The organism is Candidatus Competibacteraceae bacterium (assembly GCA_016713505.1).
Classification (GTDB): Bacteria; Pseudomonadota; Gammaproteobacteria; order Competibacterales; family Competibacteraceae; genus Competibacter_A.
The window spans coordinates 1,692,183-1,715,677 of the sequence record JADJPA010000001.1 but is presented as its reverse complement, the minus strand read 5'-3'; the positions used below and the strand labels follow the sequence as shown (position 1 = coordinate 1,715,677).

The following is a 23,495-nucleotide window of genomic DNA, read 5'->3' as shown; positions in this document are numbered from 1 at the left end:
GGCTCCCTGGCGGGGTTGACATTCATTGAATGAACGTTCATTCTCTATGAATTATTAAATGAACGTTCATTCATTTTCCATCTTTCCTCATCGCTTAGGATACGGGAGCGCACCCTCATGCTGACGCGCGTACCATCGGGATGCTTGTTATGGTCTTTATTGTGGGTGTTGCTGGTCGGGGCCGACGCCCACGCGCAACAGCCAGGTCAAGCGCCGCCGCCGCCCGCCGTCACGGTGGTCACGTTAAAGCCGGAAACGGTGACCTTGACCCGCGAGTTGCCGGGGCGCACCAATCCGTATCTGGTGGCCGAAGTCCGCCCGCAAGTCAGTGGGATCATCGAGCGCCAGCTTTTTAGCGAAGGCAAGATGGTCAAGGCCGGGCAGCCGCTCTATCAGTTGGACGACGAGACCTATCGAGCGGACGCCAACAGCACCAAGGCGAGTTTGGCGCGCGCCCAAGCCAAGCTTGAAGCGACGCGGTTGACCGCCAAACGGGCGTCGGAACTGGTCAAGGCCAACGCGGTGAGCAAGCAGGAGGCTGAAGACGCCACCGCCGCGCTGCGGCAGGCGGAGGCCGATGTGAAAGTGGCGCAGGCCGCCGTCGAGAGCGCCGAAATCATTTTGAAGCGCGCGCGCATCGTCGCGCCGATTCAGGGGCGCATCGGCAAATCGTCGGTTACTCAGGGCGCGCTGGTCACCGCCAATCAGACCGCGCCGCTGGCGACCATCCAGCAACTCGACCCGATCTATGTCGATCTCACCCAGTCCAGTTCCGAGATCCTGCAAATCCGCAAGGAGCTGGCGGCGGGTAGTCTGGCGAGCACCAGCAACCTGCCGGTGACGATCCTGCTGGAAGACGGTGCGCAGTACGCGCAGCGGGGCCGGTTGGCGTTCTCGGAGGTGACGGTCGATCCGTCCACCGGCAGTACGGCCATTCGCGTCATCGTGCCCAATCCCAACGATCTGCTGCTGCCGGGCATGTACGTGCGGGCCGTGGTCAGCACCGGTCGGCGGGATAACGCGCTGCTGGCGCCGCAGCAAGGCATCACTCGCGATCCGAAAGGCAATGCCTCGGCGTTGACCGTCAACGCCGACAATAAAGTGGAAGCGCGCAAGGTCAAGGTCAGCGGTACGATCGGTGACAAATGGCTGGTCGAGGAGGGCCTGAAAGCAGGGGATCGGCTGATCGTCGAAGGGGTGATGAAGGTCAAGCCCGACATGCTGGTTCAAGCGACCGAAGCCGGCCCCGCGCCGCCGGCGACCAGCTCGCCAATCCCACCCGCCACGCCCGATGGGGCGCGGAAATAAGGAATCCGGCGCATGGCTCATTTCTTCATCGACCGGCCCATTTTCGCCTGGGTGATCGCGATTCTCATCATGGTGGCGGGTGGGCTTTCCGCTGTCCGGTTAGGCATCGAACGCTATCCGACCATCGCCCCGCCGCAAATTCAGATCAACGCGACCTATCCCGGCGCGTCGGCCACCGTGCTGGAGGATTCGGTGACTCAGATCATCGAACAGAGCATGAAGGGTCTGGACGGACTGATCTATATGTCCGCCACCAGTCAGTCCAACGGTCAGGCCACCCTCAACCTCAACTTCCAAAACGGCGTCAATCCCGACATCGCCCAGGTGCAGGTGCAGAACAAACTGCAAGTCGCCATGCCGCTGCTGCCGCAGGAAGTGCAGCGCCAGGGCGTGACCGTCACCAAGGCGTCGACATCGTTTCTGATGGTGGTCGGCTTCATCTCCCAAGATGGCAGCATGACCCGCGACGACATCGCCGACTACATCACCACCAATCTGGTGGACCCCCTGAGCCGGGTCGAGGGCGTCGGTCAGCTGCGGGTGTTCGGCGCCAAATACGCCATGCGGATTTGGCTCGACCCCAACAAGCTTGACACTTACCGGCTGACCATCGCCGAGGTGATCGCCGCGATCCAGGCGCAGAACGCGCAAGTCACCGTCGGCCAGCTCGGCGGCACCCCCGCCGTGCCGGGCCAGCAGCTCAACGCCACCATCATGGCCAACCAGCGTTTGCAGACGCCGGAGCAGTTCCGCGCCATCGTTCTGCGCAGCAACAGCGACGGTTCGGCGCTCAAACTGAGCGACATCGCGCGAGTGGAAGTCGGCAGCGAAACCTACGAGGTGATCTCTCGTTTTAACGGCAAACCGGCGGCCGGGGTCGCCATCTCGCTGGCGACCAACGCCAACGCCCTGGCGACCGCCCGCGCGGTGGAAGCGAAGGTCAAGGAATTACAGCCCAATTTCCCCACCGGGCTGACCACGGCGGTGCCGTTCGACACCACGCCGTTCGTCCGAGCTTCGATCAAGAGCGTGGTCGAGACCTTGGGTGAAGCCGTCCTGTTGGTTTTTCTGGTGATGTATCTGTTCTTGCAGAATTTTCGGGCGACCATCATCCCGACCATCGCGGTGCCGGTGGTGTTGCTCGGCACCTTCGGGGTGCTGGCGGTGCTCGGTTTCACCATCAACATGTTGACCATGTTCGCGATGGTGCTGGCCATCGGCTTGCTGGTGGACGACGCCATCGTGGTGGTGGAGAACGTCGAGCGGCTGATGACCGAGGAGGGGCTGTCGCCCAAAGAGGCGGCGCACAAATCGATGGATCAGATCACCGGCGCGCTGGTCGGCATCGGCCTGGTGCTGTCGGCGGTGTTTGTACCGATGGCTTTTCTAGGCGGCGCGACCGGTGTGATCTATCGGCAGTTCTCCGGCACCATCGTCGCCGCGATGGGCTTGTCGGTGCTGGTGGCGATCGTGCTCACCCCGGCGCTGTGCGCGACCATGCTCAAGCCGCTGCACAAGGGCGAACACTACGGCACGCGCGGCTTTTTCGGTTGGTTCAACCGCAATTTCGACCGCACCGGCCGCTGGTACCAGGCGGGAGTACGGGGGATTTTGGTGCGCCCGATCCGCTTTTTCCTGGTGTTTCTGGCGCTGGCCGCGGCGATGGTGCTGTTGTTTTTGCGCCTGCCCAGCGCGTTTTTGCCGCCGGAGGATCAGGGCATTCTGTTCGCGTTGGTGCAGACGCCGCCCGGCGCGACCCAGCAGCGCACGCTGGCGTCCATCGAGCAGATCGAACGCTATTTTCTGGAAAAGGAAACTCAGGCGGTCGAATCGTTGTTCGGCATTCAGGGCTTCAGCTTTTCCGGTTCCGGCCAGAATTCGGGCATGGCCTTCGTCAAGCTCAAGGATTGGGAGGAGCGTAAATCGCCGGCGTTGAGCGCGGGCGCGGTGGCCATGCGGGCGATGGGCGCGCTGATGCAGATCAAGGACGCGCGGGCTTTCGCTTTTCCGCCGCCCCCGGTTCCAGAGTTGGGCCTCGCCAACGGCTATGCCTTCTTTCTTAAGGATAACATCGGCCTGGGCCACCAGGCGCTGCTGGCGGCGCGCAATCAGTTGCTGGGCGCGGCGGCGCAAAGCAAGCTCTTGGCCAACGTGCGACCCAACGGCCAGGAGGACACGCCGCAACTGCGGGTGAAGGTCGATGTCCAGAAAGCCGCCGCGCTCGGTGTGTCCATGTCCACCATCAACAGCACGTTGGCCACGGCCTGGGGCGGCAGTTATATCGACGATTATCTCGACCGAGGCCGGGTCAAGCGCGTTTACCTGCAAGCCGACGCCCCGTTTCGGATGATGCCGGAAGATTTTGGCCTCTGGTCGGTTCGCGGCAGTTCGGGTGAGATGACGCCGGTTTCCTCGATCGCCGTCTCCTCTTGGGAGTACGGTTCGCCACGCTTGGAGCGTTATAACGGTGTCCCGGCGATGGAGCTGAACGGCGAAGCCAAACCGGGCGTCAGCACCGGCGAGGCGATGGCCGAGGTCGAGCGGCTGGCGGCCCAACTGCCTCCGGGCATCGGCATCGAATGGACCGGCGTGTCGTATCAAGAGCGGGCGGCCGGGGCGCAAGCGCCGCTGCTGTACGCTCTGTCGTTTTTGGTGGTGTTCCTCTGTTTGGCGGCGCTGTACGAGAGTTGGACGATTCCGACCGCCGTGTTGATGGTCGCGCCCCTGGGAGTGCTGGGAGCGGTGGCGGCGACCTGGCTGCGGGGCATGGAGCGCGATGTTTACTTCCAGGTAGCGATGCTGACCACGGTCGGCCTGACCAGCAAGAACGCGATTCTGATCATCGAATTCGCCAAGGCCAACCTGGAAAGCGGCCTGGATGTGACCGAGTCGATCATGAACGCGGTGCGTGACCGGATGCGGCCCATCGTCATGACCTCGTTGGCTTTCGGGCTGGGCGTGTTACCGCTGGCCATCGCCGCTGGCGCGGGTTCCGGCACCCAGCGCGCCATCGGCACCGGCGTATTGGGTGGCATGGCGGCGGGCACCGTCTTGGGGATGTTTTTCACGCCGCTGTTCTTTCTCGTGGTGCAGCGGCTGTTCCGCGGGAAACAAAAGCCGGCGGACGCCGCCCGCGGCGAACCACCGGCTGCGGTTTCAGCCGAAGGAGTGAAAGCTCGTGGGTAATTTCACTCGAAAAATGGGCGTGCTGGCGCTGACCGCCTGCGCCGCCGGTTGCGCCACGCTGGAGCCGCCGCTGCCGGCGGCCGATCCGGGAGTGCCGGTAAAGTGGTCCGCGCCGCTGGCGGATGTGGTCTGGGAGGCTGAGTTACCGGCGCGGGCCGCCGCCGACATCGGCTGGCGTGATTTCTTCCACGATCCCGACCTTCAGACCTTGGTCGCCCGCGCGCTTTCCAACAACCGCGATCTACGGGTGGCGGTTTTGAATATCGACAAGGCGCGCGCCCAGTATCGCATCCAGCGTTCCGAGCAGTTGCCTTGGGTCGGCGCCAACGCCGCCTTGCAGCGGATTGGCGGCGATACTCCGGCCCCCAGCAGCTACAGCGCCGGCACCGGCGTCACCGATTTCGAACTGGATCTGTTCGGGCGGCTGCGTAACCTGACCGATGCCGCCTTGCAACAGTATCTGGCGCAGGAAGCCGTGCGCCGCGCCGTGCATTTAGCGCTTGTGGCCGAAGTCGCCAATGCCTATCTGGCGCTCGCGGCCGATCGGGAGCTGTTCGGCCTCAGCCAGGCGACCTTGAAAAACTATCAGGACTCGTATGCGCTGATCGAAAAGCGCTTCAGTCTGGGGGCGGTGTCGGGCCTGGATGTAGAGCAGATCCGGACTCAGGTCGAGTCGGCGCGCGTCGATGTGGCCCGCTATGAAGGCCAGATCGCACTGGATGTCAACGCGCTCGGCCTGCTGGTCGGCGCGCCGGTGGAAGCCGCATTATTACCGGCGGGACTGAACAGCGGGATGATCGGTCTGGTCGCGCCGCCGGCCGGCTTGCCGTCGGAAATCCTGCTGCGTCGCCCGGACGTGCAAGCGGCGGAGCATCGGCTGCGCGCCGCCAACGCCAACATCGGCGTCGCCCGCGCCGCCTACTTTCCGTCTATCTCGCTGACGGGGAGCGTGGGATCGGCCAGCAGCGACCTGTCCAAACTGTTTGGCAACGGCACCTTGCTGTGGAGCTTTATCCCGCAGCTCAACGTACCGATTTTTCAGGGCGAACGCTTGCGGGCGAACGTCGATAGCTCGGTTGCGGAGCGCGATATCGCCCTGGCGGAGTACGAGAAGTCGATCCAGACCGGATTCCGTGAAGTGGCGGACGCCCTGGCGTCCGCGGTTACGCTGACCCAGCAATACGAAGCTCAGAAGGCGCTGGTCGAGGCGGCCACCCGCGCCGAACACCTGTCGCGCCTTCGCTATCAGGCCGGCCGCGACAGCTACCTCGGACTGCTCGACGCGCAGCGCACCCTGTACGCCGCGCAGCAAGGGCTGCTCGCCACCCGTTTCTCCCGACAGACCAACCGCCTCACCCTTTACAAAGTGCTGGGGGGAGGCTGGAAGGAGAGCGGTCGGTGAGCGACGCTTCGCGAAAATCCAAGGCGGAGGCCCGGTGCGAGGCACAGCGCGAGCGCATCCTGCGCGCCGCGCGGCAATGTTTTGTCGAGAGCGGTTTTCACGCCGCCAACATGGCCAGCATCGCGCAGACAGCCGGCGTCAGCGCGGGCCTGATCTATCGCTATTTCGAAAGCAAGAACGCCATCATTCTCGCTATCATCGAACGACATTTGGATGAAGTGCAGTCCGATATCAGGCAGTTGCAGTGGGTGTCAGAGGCAGTGGCCAATCGGATCGTGGAGCGGTTCCGGGATTGGCGGCGCCGTGAGTGTGAGATGGGGTCTCCGGGACTGTTTCTTGAAATCGTCGCCTTGGCTCATCGAGACCCGCAGGTGGCCGAGGCGCTGCGTACCGCTGACCGGGGCATTCGGACTGAAATCAATGCCTGTTTGCTGCAAGCCTGGGGAAAAAACGCCGGTTGCGGGCTGTCCGAAGCCGAAGTGCGGGAGCGGGTGTTCGTGCTGCAATGCTTCTTTGACGGCTTGATGATTCGCGCCATCAAACAGCCCGATTCCGAGGAGCTGATTAAGGGTGGGCTGAGACCGCTGCTGGCGTATTTGTTCCCCGCCGGGGGAGAAAGGAACCGGCCCGATTAAATTTTTCCCGCCTGCTGAGCGATGAAGGCGGTCTTAGCCGACAGTTCCAACGAGCAAGTCCATTTATAGGCGAGGTTTAGGCTGTTGGCGCAGGCGTAAACCCCGTGGCCGCGCACCACGGCGATGGGATAATCCATCAACACTTCGGCCACCATGCGCGGCGAGCGGGCCTCGTACTGGTCGTATGGGATAGTCAGCACCGGCACCCGGCTGAAATACAACTGGCCTTCGAAATCGGCGGGCAGGAATTCCTCGTTATCCATGGTCATCGCCACGGAATAAGGACCGTGGCTGTGCAGCACGGCGAGGGTTTGAGGGTTGGATTGGTAGACCGCCAGATGCAGCCGGGTATCCAATGAAGCACCCTTGCCGATGGCACCTTCCAGCTCGCATTCGACCAGATCGCCGCTGCTCAGCAGGTCAGCGCAGCAGCCGGTCGGGGTGATCCAGAAAGAATCCCCATCTCGCACTGACGCATTGCCGCTATGAGAGTCGTTGAGGCCGTACTGGCGCAGCCAGAGATAGTGTCTTACTAGATTGTCTTTGATGTTCATGAAAATAAAGTAGGTGGATGGTCGGAATCTTTATCAAGACATTACCGCAACAACCGAGTCCAGGATTTTTAATCGCTTGCTTGATGAGGTTCTGCACTCGCGGATCCAGGACAGGGATGGCGGCTCCTTCACATTATTTTTATTATTCGTTGCTTGCCGCGCTCGCGCGATTTTCTATTTTTTACTTGAGCGCTTCGAACGTTATCAAGAATTCTTCAAGGAGTACATAAATTCTGGCGGAGTTTATTGCAAGTCATTGGGAATCGCAGCTGTTTGGTGGAGGCTAGGCGGCTGGGGATGCAATCGCGCCGTGGCATGAGCATCCGCATAAATACCTTTAGGCAGCGCGAAGGCGCGATGGGTGGCGCGCACGGCTTCGAAATCGCTCGGTTCGCTGTGGCGGATGACGAGTCCTTTATACCCTCTCCAAGTCAAATAACAGCGCTGTCTGTTCCAGCGGCCTGCGTCAGGATTTTACCGCTCGACCGACCCGCTCCACGCCGGTTCGCAACGTTCCGTCAGGATACAATTCAAACCAGCGGTAACCGGGTGGTAGGTTGTCGACTTGTGGGTCTGGGGTGTTAGGTTTGAACTGCACGCTGGTCGCTGGGGTTGCCAACAACTGAATCGCTTCGCGCCAGCCGGCATATTCGCCATGAATGTGGCCGCACACCACGGCCCGGACTTTGGGATAACGCTCCAGGATCGCGAACAGCGCTTCTCCGTTGGTGACGGTCATGGTGTCCAACCAAGCCGTGCCGAACGATAACGGGTTGTGGTGCAAGCACACCAGCGTATGCAGATCGGGGCGCGTGGCCAATGCGGTATCCAGCAAGCCCAGCTCGCCGCGCGCCAAATGGCCGACCGGCGAACCGGGAACGCTGGAATCGAGCAACACGATTTGCCAGTTGCCGCTGGCCAGATAGCGCTCCCGGCGCACCCGCCCGCCGCGCAGCGCCTGCGCCATGGCGGCGGGAAAGTCGTGATTGCCCGGCAGGCAATAGACCGGAACCTCCAGCGTTTCCAACAGCCCGCGCAGACGGTAATAAGCGTGCGGCTCGTCGCCGACCAGATCGCCGGTGGCAAGGACAAAATCGGGCGCGGGGTTGCGGCGTCGGACATGGGCCAGCACCGCGTTCAGCCCCGCATCGACATCCGCGCCCCAGAGCAAACTGCCGGCTTCGGCTTTAAGGTGGAGATCAGTGATCTGGACGATCCGCAAGGGTGTGGCGGTAGCCGGCATGGGGTAGGATTCCTCGGCAGGGTTGATGCGTCGCTAGCTTACAGCGTTTTGACGAATACTTTGGAGCGGCGCTGCCAGTTGTAGAGCACCAGCTTGCGGACCGGCAAATCGGTGACCTCGGCCGGCTCGAAGCCGCGTTCCTGAAACCAGTGGGCGGCGCGGGTCGTCAGCACGAACAAGCGTTTCAATCCTTGTTCGCACGCTTGCCGCTCGATAAAGCGCAACAGCGACTCGGCGCGGCCGCTGTTGCGGTAATTGGGATGCATGACGACACAGGCCAACTCGCCGATTTGCTCCTCGGGAAAAGGATACAGCGCCATGCAGCCGATGATCGCGCCGTCACGCTCCAACAGGATGAAGCGCCCGATTTCCATTTCCAGCCGTTCGCGCGAGCGCCGCACTAATACGCCGTCCTCTTCCAAGGGTTGAATCAATGCCAACAGACCGCCGATATCGTCGATAGTGGCCGGTCGCAAGCCCTCGTAGATATCGGCGGTGATCAAGGTGCCGATGCCATCGCGGGTGAACAATTCCAGCAGCAGCGCGCCGCCCACGCGCCGTTCGAGCAGGTGAACGCGGCGCACGCCGGCCTGACAGGCGCGCAAGGCCTGTTCCAGATGGCGGATCGTTTCCTCGTTTAACTCGGCTCTGGCCGCCAACAGCCGTTCGGCATCGCTGGGGCTGAGCTCGCGGATCGGCCGGCCGCCAGGTTGGCGTAGGGCCGGGCTTTCGCTCAACACCAGCAATTTGTCGGCGCGCAAGGCCATGGCGGTGGCGGTCGCCACGTCCTCGGCGCTCAGGTTGAAGATTTCACCGGTCGGCGAATAACCCAGCGGCGACAGCAGCACGATGGCGTTTTGATCCAACCAGAGGCGGATGGCCCGATCGTCGATCCGCCGCACCTCACCGGTAAAACCGTAGTCGATTCCTTCGCGCACGCCCAGCGGGCGGGCGGTGATCAGATTGCCCGACACCACCCGCAGCCGCGCGCCGTGCATCGGTGAGTTGGCCACTCCCATCGACAGCAGCGCCTCGATGCGGATGCGGGCTCGACCGACCGCCTGCTTGACGTAGCGCAGGTCGTCGGCATCGGTGAGCCGCAAGCCGTTGACGTAACGCAGCTCGCGACCGGCTTCCCGCAACCGTTGTTCGGCTTGCGGGCGCGCGCCATGCACCAGTACCAGCCGAATACCCAAGGTATGCAGCAAAGCGAGGTCGTGAATCAGCCCGGAGAAGTCCTCGGCTTCCACCGCCGCGCCGCCGAATTGCACCACGAAGGTTTTGCCGCGATGGGCGTTGATATAAGGACCGGCCTGCCGGAACCACCGAACGAAATGCTCCATGTTTCAGCTCTTGAAGAGATTCAAATGGCTGGCGATTATGACAGAGGACGCTTGCCAGCGGGATGCTGTTGCGGGGTTCAATGGGGATCTGTGACGGGCGCGGGTGCGGCTACCGCGCTGGAAACCGGCCTTGTCGGGGCGGCGGACGCGGGTTCGGGGCCCACGTAACCGCCCGAGCCGAATCGCAGCCCCAGTTCGGCGGCCAGCGCCGGGAGCAGCGGCTCCACATTCTTGCCGGGACACAGCGTTTTTCCGGGCAAGAAGTCGCTGTGGCCCGCCAGATGGGTGAGCGGGTGATCTTGCATGAGGCGGCGGACCAGCCATTTCAAGCGATCCAGTTGTTCGGCGCTCGGCGTCAGTTCTTCGTAGTTGCCCATCAGCACGATACCCAGCGTGCCGGCGTTATGTTCTCGGACGTGAGCGCCATGCACCGCCAGGTTCCGGCCCTCGTAAATGCGCCCCCGGCCGTCGAGCACGAAGTGGTAGCCGATATCCATAAAGCCGCGCTCGCGCATGTGCGCGTATTGAATTTCCAGCGGCCCTTCGTAAGGCATCATGGCGGAATGATGCACCACGACGGTATTGAACACTTCGCGGCTTGCTGGCGGTTGCAATTGTGAATCGGGCGGCTCCGCGCCCCATTCCGCGCGGGAAATGATAGCGGGCGGGCCGAGCGGAGCAACCCAAGGCCAGAAACGCAGGTACAGAAAGATCGTGAGACCGATCGCCGCTAAAACCAGCAGTCCTTTTAGAGCGCAGCGCTGGGAGAAAGGGGCGAACCTGGGGGACATTGAGCGTCAGATGGGACCGGCTTCGCCAAGCGCGTGGAGCGCGGCGGCGCGGGCGTGAATGACCGCCGTATCGAACAGCGGAACGGCGCTAGCGGTAGCTTGGAGCAGCATGGCTATTTCAGTACAGCCCAAGATGATGCACCGCGCGCCGCGCTGGCAGGCGGCGAGCAGTTCGCCGGCTTGTTCCCATTGACCGGTCTGCTGAAAGTATTCTATTTCGGCAAAGTCGATACTGTAGAGAATGATCTTGGCCGAATGCAGGCCGCCGAGGCGCTCGGCGATAGTCCGGTTGATCGTTTGGTAGTAAGAAACCGTGGATTCCCAACTCATGCTGCCCAGTAAACCAATCGTTTTCATCTCGGCGTCTCTCAGCATGGCCCTTTCTAGCATCGCTCCATGCTGTACAGACGCTTCAAACCGCGATTCGTTCATCGCGCCCGGTTTCGACGCCGCTCGAAAGTCAGTTCGCAGCTTTGTTGGGGTTCTAACAGCGTCAGGGCATTATTGGGAAATTCGAAGCACTCGCCCGCTTCCAGCACGATATCCTGCGGCATTCCCGCGACCGTGATCCACAACACGCCGCGCAAAACCCTGACGCGAGCGCGCTTGGCGCGGCGCAATCCCAGCAAGGTTTTGGGTTGCAAGATCAGCGGGTTGGAATTTAACGTCAGTTTCACAGTAACCTCCATAAACGTCCGGTTTGGCCATCTTGATTTCCCGCATTGGGCAAGACGGCCGTCAGCGCACGGTCAGCACTTCCCGAGCGAGGTGGTCGGGGCCATCAGGAAACATCCGGTCTACTTTAGCGTTGGAATTTTGAATCAGAGCGGCATTGATGGCCGCGCGCGCGGTTGGGTTTTTGAAGGATGGGGTGGGATTGTTTCGAGGAAAACCCGCTCGATAGATATCGGAAGGGGTGAGGACCGGTAAGAAGACATCCTTGGCCGGCAAGGGTGGCCCCTTGGGATAAGGGCTAGGGCGAGTTAACCCCAGGGCGAAAGTGCCTTCGGGCAGATGTTCGATCACTTTGACCGTGCCCTTGATGGTGTTCCGTTCGCCGCTCGCCTCCGCGTAAAGCGCCACCTGCGGAGGTAGCGCGCAACCGACGAGATACTTGAGAAAATGGCGTTGTTCGGGGGTGGCCGCCAGCGCGAAATCCGCCAGTGGCCGAACGCGAGGTGGCGCGGCCGCCGCACGGTGTTCGGGGCTGGTAACGAACGCGATCACCAGCGCCAGGCCCGCGCTCGAAGCGATCCAGCCCAGGTTAGTCGCCGTTTGTTTCCGCGCTATGTCCTCAGGCCGAGAGTTTGTTTCAGTTGTTAGCGGCGGACGGTCGCTCTCCGTGTGCGCTTGCCGGGATAACGTTTGAAAGCGAGCCGCCCTGAAGCTGTCAGGTTAGGCGGCTGTCCCGGACCTCTCGTAACCGACCCGCAAACAATCAGCGCAGCCCGCAGGCGCTCGGGTAAAGGCCGCGTGCCCATCACGTGTGCACAGGTGTTCCTTGGTGAAACCTCAGCCTCCACTTTCCCCTAGAGAGCACCCACAGCGACGATCGTAGGGTGGCACGACGGGTGGGTCCCTCAGCAGCATGAGCCGACGTGTATGTCAGTAAGGCCACACCCTCGCCGATCAAGGACACTTCGTAACTTTCGGCTTGCACCTTCGGCAGACAGGCTCCGTCTGTGAACTCCGCGAGAACCTCGCATCGGCTGTACCGGCGTCCTGAACGGCCAAATTCCTCGAAGTCAGGGTGCAGCAGTGCGGCGAGCGCCTCCGGATCCTGGCGCACTTCGTTGGTATGAAGCAGCGCTTCCAAGCGCTGCAACTCCACGAGCAACTCGTCATTCATCGTCAGCAGCCTAGCGTAAAGCTAATCGGGCGCGGCCACGGGAAGCCTGAGAATACACAAAGTGCTACTATTATCCAGTCGGCTACTCCTCTTTGGTGCCTTAGAGATTTCATCGTCTTCTCCGTTTGGTGAGTGAAAAGTGATGCACCTCCCTCTTTCGGAAGAAAAATGCACGCTGACCCAGATTTCAAAATCCGTGTGCCCAGACTGATCCCTCAAAATATAGGGAGTCAATCTCTAAAGCTGTTGGATCGAGTGAGGGAAAAAATCCGGCTCAAGCATTACAGCATCCGCACCGAGCAAGCTTATATCGACTGGATTGGTCGTTTTATCTTGTTCCACAACAAGCGACATCCTGATTTCGGTCAGCCCGCTGAATAATTTATGAATTTGGGTACGGCGCTTCTAACGAGCGTCGGGCCTGAGTTCCAATCGGTGCCGGGCCTGCCCCGGAACCAGCGGCGCTGGCTCACCCTTCGCCCACGCATCAAAGCCGGATCGATAAAACGGCGATAGCGGGTGGCCGCTTTGTCCGCCGGGCATGTGCAAAATACCCGCTGTTTCGTGACCCGGCGCGACCGCCAGCCGCTCGGACGCGCCGCTGCCAGGCAGTTGAACGCGCGGCATATTTAAGTCTCCGGGCAACATCCGCGCCGGCATATCGAGCCAGCCGCTCAGCCAGGATAAAGTCCGGCTGAAAGGATGTTGGATGCGGGCTCGGTTGTAATCGCCCCAAGTGTGCGCCGCCAGCGGCCGACCGTCGGCGGCGAGCTGCTTTCGAACCGCATCCGCCGCCGCCAGCAGCAGCGCCGGCCAATCGGCGTAGCGCGGATCGAGCAGATGCGGCGGACGTTGGGAGATGAGTCGCCACAGCGGACCTTCATATTGCCGGAACTGGCTGTAATCGAAACGCGGGTCGGCTTGCCGACAAGCGGCGAGCAGCGGCGCGAACGCCCGCTCCCGTACTTCCTCCCGAAACTCGCGCACCAGTCGGTAGCCGGCCGAATCGACCGCTGCCCGCCCGCCCCAATGCTCGATCAGCCGTCGCATTTCACTTCGCTGTGGCTCGGCGCGCAACGCTTCCGGCGCGAGCGTTTCCAACAACAATTGCCGCCACCGCTCCAAAAACAGCGCGCGATCATCGAGTTGTAGAGCCAAAAAATCCCGTTCATCGAACCGCTCGCGCTCCAGCAATCGATCTCGAATTTGCCGGGCGCGAGCGCCGAGGGCGTAATCACCATCGCCGAGCGTCGCCAACCAATCGCCGTCCACCACCCGGCTGTTGGCGGTCCACAGCCGGCCGCTCGGCGGATCGACGATGCGCGGATAGTCGGCCGGCTCCAGCCAGCCCGACCAGCCGCGTTGGCCGTCCGTCCAGGACGACGGCAGGCGGCCATCATGCCCGAAGCGGCGCGGGATAGGGCCGGAAATCGTCCAGGCGATCCGCCCGTCGGCGCCCGCCAGCAAAATATTTTGAGCCGGCGCGCCGGCGCGGTTGGCGCTGTCGAGCGCCGCTTCCACAGTGTCCGCTCGCTCCAGCGCCAACAGTCCCAGATTGACCGCCCGCGAGTCGTGCGCCACCCAGCGCAACGCCCGTTGCCGGCCTTGATGATCGCGGTCGATCACCGGCCCCCAAACCGTTGTCAAAATCTCCAGCGTTTCGGTGGGGCGGTCTTTGACGGCAAGCGTTTCCCTAACGCGTTCGAACGGTCGGGGTCCATCAGGCGTTTGGTAACCCGTTTCATCCGCTGACGGCTCTAACACCACCAAGTCAGCCCAATCGCCTTGGCTGTTGGTATAACCCCAGGCGATCCGGCCGTTACTGCCGGCGACGATGGCGGGCGCGCCGGGCAGCATCACCCCTTCGACCCGGCGCTGCTGGCCTTGTGCGTCTGAAAATACCAGCGCGGCGCGATACCAGATGTTGGGCACGCGCAGCGCCAAATGCATGTCATTGGCCAGCAGCGCGCCGCCATGGGCGGTCAGCCGCCCGGCGACCGCCCAGTTGTTGCTGCCGCTGCTGGACTCGGATTCGGCGGCCGAGTCCGTGGGGAACGGGGCAACATGCAGCGCCGAGAAGGTCACCGAAGCGGTTAAGGACGCTGAAACGGCAGCAGCGACGGGCTGTCGGCGCAGATCGAAAACCTCCGAACCCGGCAGCGGCGGCGCGGCCAGGATAGCGCCCTGAAGCGGTGCGTCCCAGTCGGTGCCGGGCGGATCGAGGAAAGCCGCAAGTTCGGCGGGCAGTTGATCGTGTAACACCCCGCGCGCCGACTCGCGCGACCATTGCCGGCCCTGCAAATCCAGATACATGGCATACACTACCAGCAAGGTGTCCTCCGCTTGCCAGGGTTCGGGGGCAGCCCGCAGCAGCAGGTATTCGAACGGTGGGGCGGACAGTGCCTTCAGTCCGGCATTGACCCCGGCCACATAAGCCACGAGCAGCGCGCGATCCGCGGCGGGCGCGGCGGCCAAGGCGAGTCCGGCGCGCCGCCGGAAACGGTGCAACCGGTTGGCGCGATCCAGGTCGAGCGCCATCGGGCCGAACAAAGCCGCCAACTCGCCAGCCGCCGCGCGCCGCAGCAGGTCCATTTGGAAAAATCGGTCCTGGGCGTGCACGAAGCCGGTGGCGCGGGCGACATCCGACCGGGAGCGGCCCCGGATCGTCGGAATGCCCGAGGCATCGCGCTCGATCTCGACCGAGGCGCTGAGTCCGGCCAGCACCGCCGTCCCGTCCAGTTGCGGCAGGCTGCCGCGCAGTTGCGGATACAGCCAGCCGGCGAAACCGAGCAGCAAGACCAGCAGACCGCCAGCACTCAGCGCGAGCCGGCGCCGCCCGCGACGGATGAAGCGAAAAGAGGAAGCGAACAGGATCGTTCTCCGTCAACCTGGTCTAAGGTCGAGCCGCCGCTTGGCGGCCCGTGGTATAATTCCCGCGCTCGCGTGAGATGTATTAGCGCGGGTTTCCCAATCTTTCACAATAACTTCGAGGGAACCATCATGACGAGTCACGCCCCTGACAACAGCCGCCGCCGCTTCATCAAACTGACCGCCATCGGTCTTGCCGCCGCGCCGTTCGCCAACGCGCTGCTGAGCGGAACCGCTGGGGCGGCGGATGCGGTCACCGAGGCTGATCCGCAGGCGTCGGCGTTGGGTTATAAGGAGGATGCAGCCAAAGCTGAGAAGCGCACTGACGCCACCGCGCATTGCGCCAATTGTGGTTTGTACACCGGCAAGGCAGGCGACGCCACTGGCCCTTGCGCGATCTTTCAAAACAAGCTGGTGGCCGCCAACGGCTGGTGTACCGCTTGGGTCAAGAAAGCATCCTGATCCGTTCGCGGGGACAGGTGGCGGTTGCCTCGTTTCCTGTCCCCCGCCCGCTCATTTTCCCCGCTTGCGGTCCAGCCGCCAGACGAAATCGTTGATGATCGTGCGGTAGACCTCTTCCTTCAGCACCGCATCCTCGACGCCGTGATCGATGTTGGGATTGTCGTTGATTTCGATGACCACCACGCCTTTGGTCGTCTGCTTCAGGTCGACCCCGTAGAAGCCGTTGCCGATCAGGCCGGCCGCCTTGAGCGCGGTCTTGACCACGATTTCCGGCGCGTCTTCGACTCGGAAAGTTTTTGAATCACCCTCGCGGGCCGCGCGTTCCTGGCCGGGTTCGTGGTTGTAAATCTGCCAGTGTTCCTTCGACATGAAGTATTGGCAGACGAACAGAGGGGTCCGGTTGAGAATGCCGACCCGCCAGTCGAAATCGGTGTAGAGAAACTCCTGAGCCAGCACCAGATCGGACGACTTGAACAAGCGGCCGGCGACTTCCAGCAGTTCGGGACGGTTGGTGACTTTGAACACGCCGCGCGAGAAAGAACCGTCAGGAATTTTTAGCACGATGGGGTAGGGGATTTCGTTGTCCACCCGTTCCAGGTTGTCCCGGCGGACGATGACGGTTTTGGGGGTGCGGATGCGATGGGTGCGCAACAGCTCATCCAGATACACCTTGTTGGTGCATTTGAGGATGGAGTCGGGATCGTCGATGACCACCATGCCTTCACTCTCAGCCTTCTTGGCGAACTGGTAGGTGTAGTGGTCGATGCCGGTGGTGTCGCGGATGAACAAGGCATCGAATTCCGCCAGCCGGCCGTAGTCCTTTTTCTCGATCAGTTCGACGTTGACGCCGCACTCGCGGCCGATCTTGACGAATTGCTGCAAGGCTTTGGGGTTGGAGGGGGGCATGGCTTCCTTGGGATTGTGCAGCACCGCCAGATCGTAGCGGTAGTTGCTGCGCGCCCGAGGCTGTCGCCAGCGCCGGCTGAGATAGGTCGTCAGCGCGCCCATGAACATTTCTTCCTGCTCGGCCGACAGCGAAGACAGGTGCAAGGCCTTGAGCGTTGCAATGCGCCACTGACCTTGCAGGCGAAATTCCACCCGTAACAGTGGCGCGCGAAAAACGCCAAATAATTGACGCGCCAGTTCTTGCAATTCCTTGGCCGGACACTGACCGAAATAAATGTCCAGTTCGAAGGCGGTGGCGGTGAAGCCGGGTCGGGGTTTGCCCAAGACCTGCTGGACGTGATCGTCCAGATCTTCGATATCGAGGCTATAGATGGATTTGCGGCTGAGGTCGTTGAGGGTGCGCACGCTGGGGATGACCCGGTGGCGGCGGGCTTCGGCCAGCAGCGAGCAGTAGTAACCGACGCTGAGATAGCGGTAGCTGCGACAGAGGTTCAGCACCCGCAGGTTGCGGCCGGCGGACGAGTATTCGGGTTTGGCCAGATAGTCCTTGGCGGCGACGACGGGCAGTTTCGGAAAGTGGGTTTTCCAGTCGGTGGGATTTTCCACCAAGATGATGTGATCGGCCATCGAAGTAAAGCGGTGCTCCTGACGCTGCGGTTATCCAATGATGATGGTGGGAGGGACCGGCGGTTCGGGCCGGCGGTTGGCGCGATAAAGGACCAGCACGGCCTTCTGGCTGGCTTTACCGTAGCGGGCCATACGCTGAAATTCCCGATGTGGGATCGGCATGTTGATGGAATCGGTGACGGTTTCACCCTCCTCGCTATCGACCAGGGGATCGTGGACGTAGATGTAATGATCGTCGAAGCCGGTGACCACCACCCAGTGCGGAAAACGCTCGCCGTAGATGCGCCAGGAACTGATCAGCACCAACGGCACGCCGCCGGCCTCGCATTTTTGCCGCAACTCGTCCACGCCCAAACTGCCGCAGCGCAATAGCACCGGCAACTGACTCAACTCCTCGATCCAGTCTTCCTGAACCAAGCGCATGACTTCCTTTTTCTCAAGACTGCGTACGGAGTCAATCAGGAAGACGTTGTTTTCGTTGACATGAATTTCCAGCTCGAAACCGCGCCGGTACGCCGACAGCGCTAAGCCATAGGGACCGCAGCCGCCGTGACCGGAGGTCATGAAAATAGTGGTAGCCTCGCGCCACAGCCGCAATTCCAGTTTGCGATTCAATTCCATGACGGGGTCCAACGCCTTCATCGCCATCATCAGCGCCGCTGGCCCGCAGGTGAAATCCAAGGTTTGCTGGTAATACGGCACCTTCACCAGATCGACCTGCAAATACGGGACCAAACGCTTCTCGAAGCGCAGGGCGTCCATGTGGTCCTCGTAATAATCTGGCGTTTCCTCGAACTGGCGGTAGCCGTGACGGCGAAACAGCGCCAGCGAGGCGGGATTGTCGCGGCGCACTTCCAGGCGCATCGACACGCAGTCCCGCTCCAGCGCGGCGGCTTCAGCCGCTTCGAGCAACCGGTCGCCGATGCCGCGTCGTCCATGGTCGGGATGGACTGCGATCGAATAGAGCCGGGCCATTGAGGTGCCGCGCGAAAACAGCAACAGCACATAACCGCGAATCTGCCTTTCCTGGTCATCCAGCAAAATAGCGGCGTTGCCGTGCGTGAGCAGATGGCGGAAGCTGCGCCGGGACAGGCGATCCGTCCTAAAGCATTGCTGTTCGATGGCCAGCAAAGCCGGGATGTCGTCCAAAGTGGCATGACGCAGCATGGCGGTAACAAACGATTGCGGCGATGGATAGGAGACGCGGACGTAACAGATGAAACGGTTCGCGGGGATGGGTCAAACGAAAGGGGACGAACCGGGCGCTTCAAGCCAAACGGAGTTGTGCGGCTGGCCTTGACGCTCTATCGAGAACGGCGCTTTCATTGAATGTACTGGTATTATCACGCAGTCCCCGCCGCCATCGCCAGTGAAAATCGTGATGACCAGCCCCGATCCCCGTTTGTTGGAACGCATCCGTCAATTGATCGCCACGCCCTCGGTCAGCAGCGTGTCGCCGCAATTCGACCAGAGCAACCGGGCGGTCATCGACCTGCTGGCGGGCTGGCTGGAGGACGCCGGCTTTAGGGTCCGCATCGAGCCGCTGGCGGAGCGACCGGACAAAGCCAATTTGATCGCGACCTTGGGTGAAGGGGCAGGGGGTTTGGTGCTGGCGGGACACACCGACACCGTGCCTTATGACGCCGGACGCTGGCGTTACGATCCCTTCGAGGGCGTGATTGCGGACCAGCGGATTTACGGTCTGGGTTCGGCGGATATGAAAGCCTTTTTGGCGCTGGCGATCGAGGCGGCGAGCGCGGTCAAGGCGCGAGCGTTACGGAAACCGCTGGTGATTTTGGCGACGGCGGACGAGGAGAGCAGCATGAGCGGCGCGCGGGCGCTGGCGGCGGCCGGTCGGCCGCTGGGCCGCCACGCGCTGATCGGCGAACCGACCGATTTAAAGCCGGTGCGGATGCACAAAGGCATTTTGATGGAAGCGATCCGTTTGGAAGGTCGTTCCGGTCATTCCAGCAATCCGGCGTTGGGCGTCAGCGCCTTGGAAGGGATGCATCACGCGATCGGCGAGTTGCTGCGCTGGCGCGCGGAATTGCAGGCGCGCTATCGCAATCCGTTGTTCGAGGTGGAGGTTCCGACGCTGAATTTAGGGAGCATCCACGGCGGCGACAACCCCAACCGAATTTGCGCCGATTGCGAATTGCACATCGATATTCGGCCGTTGCCGGGCATGACGCTGGCGGAGCTGCGCGGTGCGATGCGGCAGCGATTGGAGCGGCTGCTAGCGGATGGAGCGCTTAAGCTGAGTTTCAGACCGCTGTTTGCCGGCATTGAGGCGTTGGAAACATCGGCGGCGGCGGCCATCGTGCGGGCGGCCGAAGAGTTGACCGGCGAACCGGCCGGCGCGGTGGGCTTTGGGACCGAAGGGCCGTATCTGAACGCCTTGGGAATGGAGACGATCATTCTCGGTCCCGGCAGCGTGGATCGCGCGCACCAACCGGACGAGTTTCTGCCGCTCGCGAGCATACAGCCGACCTTGGAATTGTTACGGAGTTTGATCGGGCGCTTCTGCGAGCGGGGCGAATGAACAATCTTTCGTTGATCGTCGGCGCGCTGGGTCCGATCTTCGCCATGATCTTGCTCGGCGCGGGCTTGCGGTGGTTACGCTTTCCGGGCGACGGGTTCTGGCCGGCGGCGGAACGCTTCACTTATTTCGTGCTGTTTCCGGCGTTGCTGGTGCATCAGCTTGCCTTGGCGAGATTGACCGGCTACGCCGTGAAGCCGGTGGCGCTGATTATCGTGATGTTACTGTTAGTCATGACGGCGGCGGTCTATGTACTCCGGCCGTGGCTGAAAGTGGACGGTCCGGCGTTTACTTCGGTTTATCAAGGCGTGATCCGTTTCAACACCTATGTCGGACTGGCGGTGGTGTTGGCGGTGTTTCACAACGAAGGCGGCACGATGGCGGCGCTGGTGATGGCGATCATGATTCCGTTGATCAACGTGCTGTGCGTGCTGGTGCTGACCGCTCACGCGGGCGGTGGGGCAACCTTAGACGGAATTCTAAGAGGATTGATTTCTAATCCGCTGATCGTGGCCTGTTTGGTCGGGATCGGTTTGAATGTAACGGATATCGGCTTGCCGCTCGGTTCGGCGGCGGTGTTGGATATTCTGGCGCGGGCGGCGTTGCCGTTGGGCTTGCTGGCGGTCGGCGCGGGCTTGCGCTTGGACGCGCTGACGCGGCCGGGCTTGCTGGTTGGAACCAGCGTCTTGAAATTATTGGTCATGCCAGCGCTGGCGGGAGTGCTTTGTTGGCTGGTCAATCCCGGACGACTGGAAGCGGTGGTGTTGGTGACCTTCGCGGCCTTGCCGAGCGCGTCGGCGGCTTACATCCTAGCGCGACAACTGGGCGGCGACGGGGCCTTGATTGCGGCGATTCTCACGGTGGAAACGGCGCTGGCGCTGGTGACGTTGCCGGTGGTTTTATTGTGGGTGATATGAAGTCGCCCATTGAAACGATTGAAAAAGTAGCGCGTCAAATTCAAAAGTGACGACGGACGGAGGCGAAACCATGAGCGCGATAACGGGAACTCCAATACGATCTTTGCGAACGATACCGCCATTGGAAACTGGCGACCGTGTCGGTCGCGCGGAGTTCGAGCGGCGCTATGCCGCCATGCCGGGCGTGAAAAAAGCGGAGTTGATCGAAGGAGTGGTTTACAGGGGTTCGCCGGTGCGCCTTGAAAGTCGATCTGGTTTTGAGTGAGTTGCGAAAGGGCGTGGTTCGGAGATGAGGTTATGGATGTCACTGATTTAAAGGCAATGATACGGCGGGAGTTGCCCGGTTTGCTACGGGATGATCCTAGCTTGCATAACTTTTTGTTGGAGTTGATGCGACAGGAACATCCGAGTCGTGCCGAGACAGAGGATCGCTTTTCTCAACTGTTGGGCGAACTGCGGCGCGACCGAGAGGAGCAAAACCGCAAGTGGGAGGAGCAAAACCGCAAGTGGGATGAAAACCAAGCGGAGATGCGCGAAGAGTTCAGGAAACTTTACGAGCAGCAGAACCGAGATCGGCAAGAACAAAACCACCGCTGGGAGGTGCAAAACATCAGGGAAGAGGAGCACAAGCGCAAATGGGAAGACAACCAGAAAGAGTTGCAGCGGCTTCATGAAGCGGTCATGGCCCAAGCGTCGAAACATGATCGCAGCATCGGCGCGTTGGGCGCGCGGTGGGGGATGCAGTCCGAAAAAACGTTCCGCGATGCGCTGGCGGGGATTCTGGAGAAGAACTTCGATGTCCGGGTGCTGAACGTCAACGAATACGACGATCAGGGTGAAGTGTTCGGTCGACCGGATCAAGTAGAACTGGATATTATCGTCATGAATGGATTGCTGCTGATCTGTGAGTTGAAATCCTCCATTGACAAGGCCGGAATATACGCTTTCGAGTGCAAGGCGCGGTTTTACGAGCGGCGGCACGACGAGAAGGCCGACCGGTTGCTGGTGATCTCGCCGATGGTGGACGCGCGGGCGCGCAAGGTGGCCGAACAGTTGGGGATTGAGTTGTATAGCGATTTGATCGACGTGAAAGCGTTATGAAAGCCTATATTTTCTGACTCGATTATGATGGCGGCTTCAGGGTGCGCTCGGATAATCGCTGATCCACGGATTGATGCTGATATGACCCACTGGCATCCCGTCCTTAGACGAAATTACCATCACGATATCCTTGTTTCTTCCTCGTAGCGGCAGATAGAAATAATCTTCTAATTTCCCTCCTTGACGGTTGATGAAGGTATCAATGGCTTGCTTGGCCTGGGCATCGAGCAACGCGATTTTCGCTAAATCCACGCTGCGGGCGCGGAGGTGTTCGAGGTCGGGTCGGTAAGGCTCGTAAAACTCCGCTCTAAATTCCAAATCTTTTTGACCTTGCAGCAGAACGCCGAACATGATGTCCCGCCGTAATTTCGGATCGTCCGGCGAACGAGCTTGTGCCAACAATGGGCCGATTCCAGCGGTCCGTTTTAATTCTGGAAATTTTAATTTCTCGAATTCCACCTCTTTTGCTGGAATTGAGCTAAAACGGTCCATGCCAAACACGGTAAAAGTGGGGCGTTGTTGGTAAATGATCGTTGCACCGCAAAGCAGTGCGACCAGTTGCACCAGCACGATTACGCTCATGTCGAACTTGAGGCTGGGTTTGCCGGGTTTGAAGACAATCAGGGTGAGTAATGGACCCAGCACAACATCGACACCGGCCAGAATCCGCAGCACTTTCCACCCGCCGTCGATTTCGAAATAGGGGACCGGATACCAGACGAAAAACATGAGGCCCAGGAAGAACAGGAAAATCAAAATGCTGGAGGTCAGATGGATGGTAAAGGCGCGGAATCTGGTCATGGCGTCAACTCTTTGCAGGGATGAGAAGCACAAAAAACCCCCGTTTCCGGGGGTTTCGTTCCTACATCCAGCCAGGGATTAACGGCATTCGGCGGGGGCATATTTGGCCAGAAGAGTACCCGCCGTGATACCGGCCATCTGTTTGCTAGTGGCGCTCGTTTGCGTGACCGAGGCACAACCCCAGTCAACCGAACCTTCCTGACCCGCCACCACGCTACCCAATTTAGTCGCGGCAGCAAGAACAGCACCGCCACCGCCAATACGCAGGTATGGCGCCAAGACAAGGGTGTTTTGGGCGGCAGCCAATTGCGAGATACCATTGGCAGTGCTGTCGTAGGTAATGGTAATCTCGCCCAGAGTGGCACCAGGAGCAGCTTGGACGACCATGTTATTGACGTACTTGGTTGCGCCGAACCCTGCGGCATTCCAAGCCGCCGCCGCCGCCGCCACGCCAACTAGGCCGGAAGATTGGAAACTTTCGCTGATCGTGGCCTTGGGGGATGAAGCCAGCATCAGACCTTCCGAGACCTTCGCACGAACGGTGTAATCGGTATACGCCGGAATCGCGATGGCAGCCAAGATGCCGATGATCGCTACGACGATCATGAGTTCGATCAGGGTGAAGCCTTTCTGGAATTTTTTCATGGATGACTCCTTATTACACTTGAAAAACAGGGGTTTAGATTTTAGGGGACCGCCATTTGATCCCTTCGCGTAGAGTTATTGCAGGGGTTGTGCCAATGAGTTGGTTTTGAAAACTTTAATTTTTAAATTACTTTAAAATCAATAAATTGAGTAATTAAGTGATATTAAGTATGCAACATTAATTTTCCTAATTAGGGAATAAAGAAATCTTTTAGTTACATCAAGTGGTGAGATGTGACAAAAAAAGTCAGTCGCAAAAGGTTAAGTCAAAATTTTGTTGGGAACGGCTGATAGGATTGCCGTCGCGAGGTTCGTGAT

22 protein-coding genes and 2 pseudogenes are annotated in these 23,495 nt (G+C 60.8%); 11 read left to right on the top strand and 13 right to left on the bottom strand.

Annotation, left to right across the window (positions count from 1 at the left end; all coding sequences use genetic code 11):
- The first annotated feature begins 117 nt into the window (after positions 1 to 117).
- The 4 genes from IPK09_07775 to IPK09_07760 are packed head-to-tail and all read left to right on the top strand — an operon-like array spanning position 118 to position 6,531.
- On the top strand, positions 118 to 1,308 hold the full coding sequence (locus IPK09_07775; GenBank protein ID MBK7983513.1) for an efflux RND transporter periplasmic adaptor subunit: 1,191 nt from the start codon (positions 118 to 120) through the stop codon (positions 1,306 to 1,308).
- Positions 1,309 to 1,320: 12 nt separating this feature from the next.
- Positions 1,321 to 4,494: an efflux RND transporter permease subunit gene (locus IPK09_07770; protein MBK7983512.1), complete on the top strand. Its 3,174-nt coding sequence runs from the start codon at positions 1,321 to 1,323 to the stop codon at positions 4,492 to 4,494.
- 13 nt (positions 4,495 to 4,507) lie between these two features.
- Positions 4,508 to 5,896, top strand: a complete 1,389-nt coding sequence (locus IPK09_07765) for an efflux transporter outer membrane subunit (GenBank protein ID MBK7983511.1) — start codon at positions 4,508 to 4,510, stop codon at positions 5,894 to 5,896.
- On the top strand, positions 5,893 to 6,531 hold the full coding sequence (locus IPK09_07760; GenBank protein MBK7983510.1) for a TetR/AcrR family transcriptional regulator: 639 nt from the start codon (positions 5,893 to 5,895) through the stop codon (positions 6,529 to 6,531). Before IPK09_07765 ends, IPK09_07760 begins: the two co-directional genes overlap by 4 nt.
- Here IPK09_07760 and IPK09_07755 read toward each other — a convergent pair.
- Positions 6,528 to 7,085: a class II aldolase/adducin family protein gene (locus IPK09_07755; protein MBK7983509.1), complete on the bottom strand. Its 558-nt coding sequence runs from the start codon at positions 7,083 to 7,085 to the stop codon at positions 6,528 to 6,530. The genes IPK09_07760 and IPK09_07755 overlap by 4 nt on opposite strands.
- A gap of 13 nt (positions 7,086 to 7,098) precedes the next feature.
- On the opposite strand from IPK09_07755, the gene IPK09_07750 reads away from it, so the two are divergent.
- Positions 7,099 to 7,404: a hypothetical protein gene (locus IPK09_07750; protein ID MBK7983508.1), complete on the top strand. Its 306-nt coding sequence runs from the start codon at positions 7,099 to 7,101 to the stop codon at positions 7,402 to 7,404.
- A 147-nt stretch (positions 7,405 to 7,551) separates the two neighbouring features.
- On the opposite strand, the gene cpdA is transcribed toward IPK09_07750, so the two are convergent.
- The 7 genes and pseudogenes from cpdA to IPK09_07715 form a co-directional block, all read right to left on the bottom strand.
- A complete protein-coding gene (cpdA, locus tag IPK09_07745) occupies positions 7,552 to 8,328 on the bottom strand; it encodes a 3',5'-cyclic-AMP phosphodiesterase (protein ID MBK7983507.1) in 777 nt (258 codons plus the stop codon).
- A 38-nt stretch (positions 8,329 to 8,366) separates the two neighbouring features.
- Positions 8,367 to 9,671, bottom strand: a complete 1,305-nt coding sequence (gene argA, locus IPK09_07740) for an amino-acid N-acetyltransferase (protein MBK7983506.1) — start codon at positions 9,669 to 9,671, stop codon at positions 8,367 to 8,369.
- Between the two features lie 77 nt (positions 9,672 to 9,748).
- Positions 9,749 to 10,462: an N-acetylmuramoyl-L-alanine amidase gene (locus IPK09_07735; GenBank protein ID MBK7983505.1), complete on the bottom strand. Its 714-nt coding sequence runs from the start codon at positions 10,460 to 10,462 to the stop codon at positions 9,749 to 9,751.
- 162 nt (positions 10,463 to 10,624) lie between these two features.
- Positions 10,625 to 10,819: pseudogene (locus tag IPK09_07730) on the bottom strand (aspartate racemase).
- Between the two features lie 71 nt (positions 10,820 to 10,890).
- Positions 10,891 to 11,139, bottom strand: coding sequence for a DUF2917 domain-containing protein (locus IPK09_07725; protein MBK7983504.1), 249 nt, complete (start codon positions 11,137 to 11,139; stop codon positions 10,891 to 10,893).
- Between the two features lie 61 nt (positions 11,140 to 11,200).
- On the bottom strand, positions 11,201 to 11,689 hold the full coding sequence (locus IPK09_07720; protein ID MBK7983503.1) for a hypothetical protein: 489 nt from the start codon (positions 11,687 to 11,689) through the stop codon (positions 11,201 to 11,203).
- A gap of 253 nt (positions 11,690 to 11,942) precedes the next feature.
- Positions 11,943 to 12,311 (bottom strand): nuclear transport factor 2 family protein, encoded by a 369-nt coding sequence (locus IPK09_07715; protein MBK7983502.1) that lies wholly within the window; start codon positions 12,309 to 12,311, stop codon positions 11,943 to 11,945.
- A 168-nt stretch (positions 12,312 to 12,479) separates the two neighbouring features.
- Here IPK09_07715 and IPK09_07710 point away from each other — a divergent pair, with 168 nt between their 5' ends.
- Positions 12,480 to 12,692 (top strand): phage integrase N-terminal SAM-like domain-containing protein, encoded by a 213-nt coding sequence (locus IPK09_07710; protein MBK7983501.1) that lies wholly within the window; start codon positions 12,480 to 12,482, stop codon positions 12,690 to 12,692.
- Positions 12,693 to 12,716: 24 nt separating this feature from the next.
- Here the strand turns inward: IPK09_07710 and IPK09_07705 are convergent, their stop codons facing one another.
- Positions 12,717 to 15,182 (bottom strand): penicillin acylase family protein, encoded by a 2,466-nt coding sequence (locus tag IPK09_07705; GenBank protein MBK7983500.1) that lies wholly within the window; start codon positions 15,180 to 15,182, stop codon positions 12,717 to 12,719.
- 129 nt (positions 15,183 to 15,311) lie between these two features.
- Between IPK09_07705 and IPK09_07700 the strand changes: the two genes are divergently transcribed.
- The gene (locus IPK09_07700) at positions 15,312 to 15,641 is read left to right on the top strand and encodes a high-potential iron-sulfur protein (protein MBK7983499.1); all 330 of its coding nucleotides are present in this window, start codon (positions 15,312 to 15,314) and stop codon (positions 15,639 to 15,641) included.
- A 51-nt stretch (positions 15,642 to 15,692) separates the two neighbouring features.
- On the opposite strand, the gene IPK09_07695 is transcribed toward IPK09_07700, so the two are convergent.
- Together IPK09_07695 and IPK09_07690 are read right to left on the bottom strand one after the other, a co-directional pair.
- Complete coding sequence (locus IPK09_07695) at positions 15,693 to 17,174, bottom strand: RimK family protein (protein MBK7983498.1); 1,482 nt, start codon at positions 17,172 to 17,174, stop codon at positions 15,693 to 15,695.
- A 30-nt stretch (positions 17,175 to 17,204) separates the two neighbouring features.
- Positions 17,205 to 18,341, bottom strand: a complete 1,137-nt coding sequence (locus IPK09_07690) for a GNAT family N-acetyltransferase/peptidase C39 family protein (GenBank protein MBK7983497.1) — start codon at positions 18,339 to 18,341, stop codon at positions 17,205 to 17,207.
- Between the two features lie 214 nt (positions 18,342 to 18,555).
- Here IPK09_07690 and argE point away from each other — a divergent pair, with 214 nt between their 5' ends.
- The 4 genes and pseudogenes from argE (at position 18,556) to IPK09_07670 (ending at position 21,731) form a co-directional block, all read left to right on the top strand.
- Positions 18,556 to 19,716 (top strand): acetylornithine deacetylase, encoded by a 1,161-nt coding sequence (gene argE, locus IPK09_07685; protein MBK7983496.1) that lies wholly within the window; start codon positions 18,556 to 18,558, stop codon positions 19,714 to 19,716.
- Complete coding sequence (locus IPK09_07680; protein MBK7983495.1) at positions 19,713 to 20,630, top strand: AEC family transporter; 918 nt, start codon at positions 19,713 to 19,715, stop codon at positions 20,628 to 20,630. The genes argE and IPK09_07680 overlap by 4 nt, the downstream gene beginning before the upstream one ends.
- A gap of 70 nt (positions 20,631 to 20,700) precedes the next feature.
- Positions 20,701 to 20,868, top strand: a pseudogene (locus IPK09_07675) (Uma2 family endonuclease).
- Positions 20,869 to 20,927: 59 nt separating this feature from the next.
- Positions 20,928 to 21,731, top strand: coding sequence for a DUF3782 domain-containing protein (locus IPK09_07670; protein ID MBK7983494.1), 804 nt, complete (start codon positions 20,928 to 20,930; stop codon positions 21,729 to 21,731).
- 36 nt (positions 21,732 to 21,767) lie between these two features.
- Here the strand turns inward: IPK09_07670 and IPK09_07665 are convergent, their stop codons facing one another.
- The gene (locus IPK09_07665; protein ID MBK7983493.1) at positions 21,768 to 22,532 is read right to left on the bottom strand and encodes a hypothetical protein; all 765 of its coding nucleotides are present in this window, start codon (positions 22,530 to 22,532) and stop codon (positions 21,768 to 21,770) included.
- A 78-nt stretch (positions 22,533 to 22,610) separates the two neighbouring features.
- Positions 22,611 to 23,177: a pilin gene (locus IPK09_07660; protein MBK7983492.1), complete on the bottom strand. Its 567-nt coding sequence runs from the start codon at positions 23,175 to 23,177 to the stop codon at positions 22,611 to 22,613.
- Positions 23,178 to 23,495 lie beyond the last annotated feature (318 nt).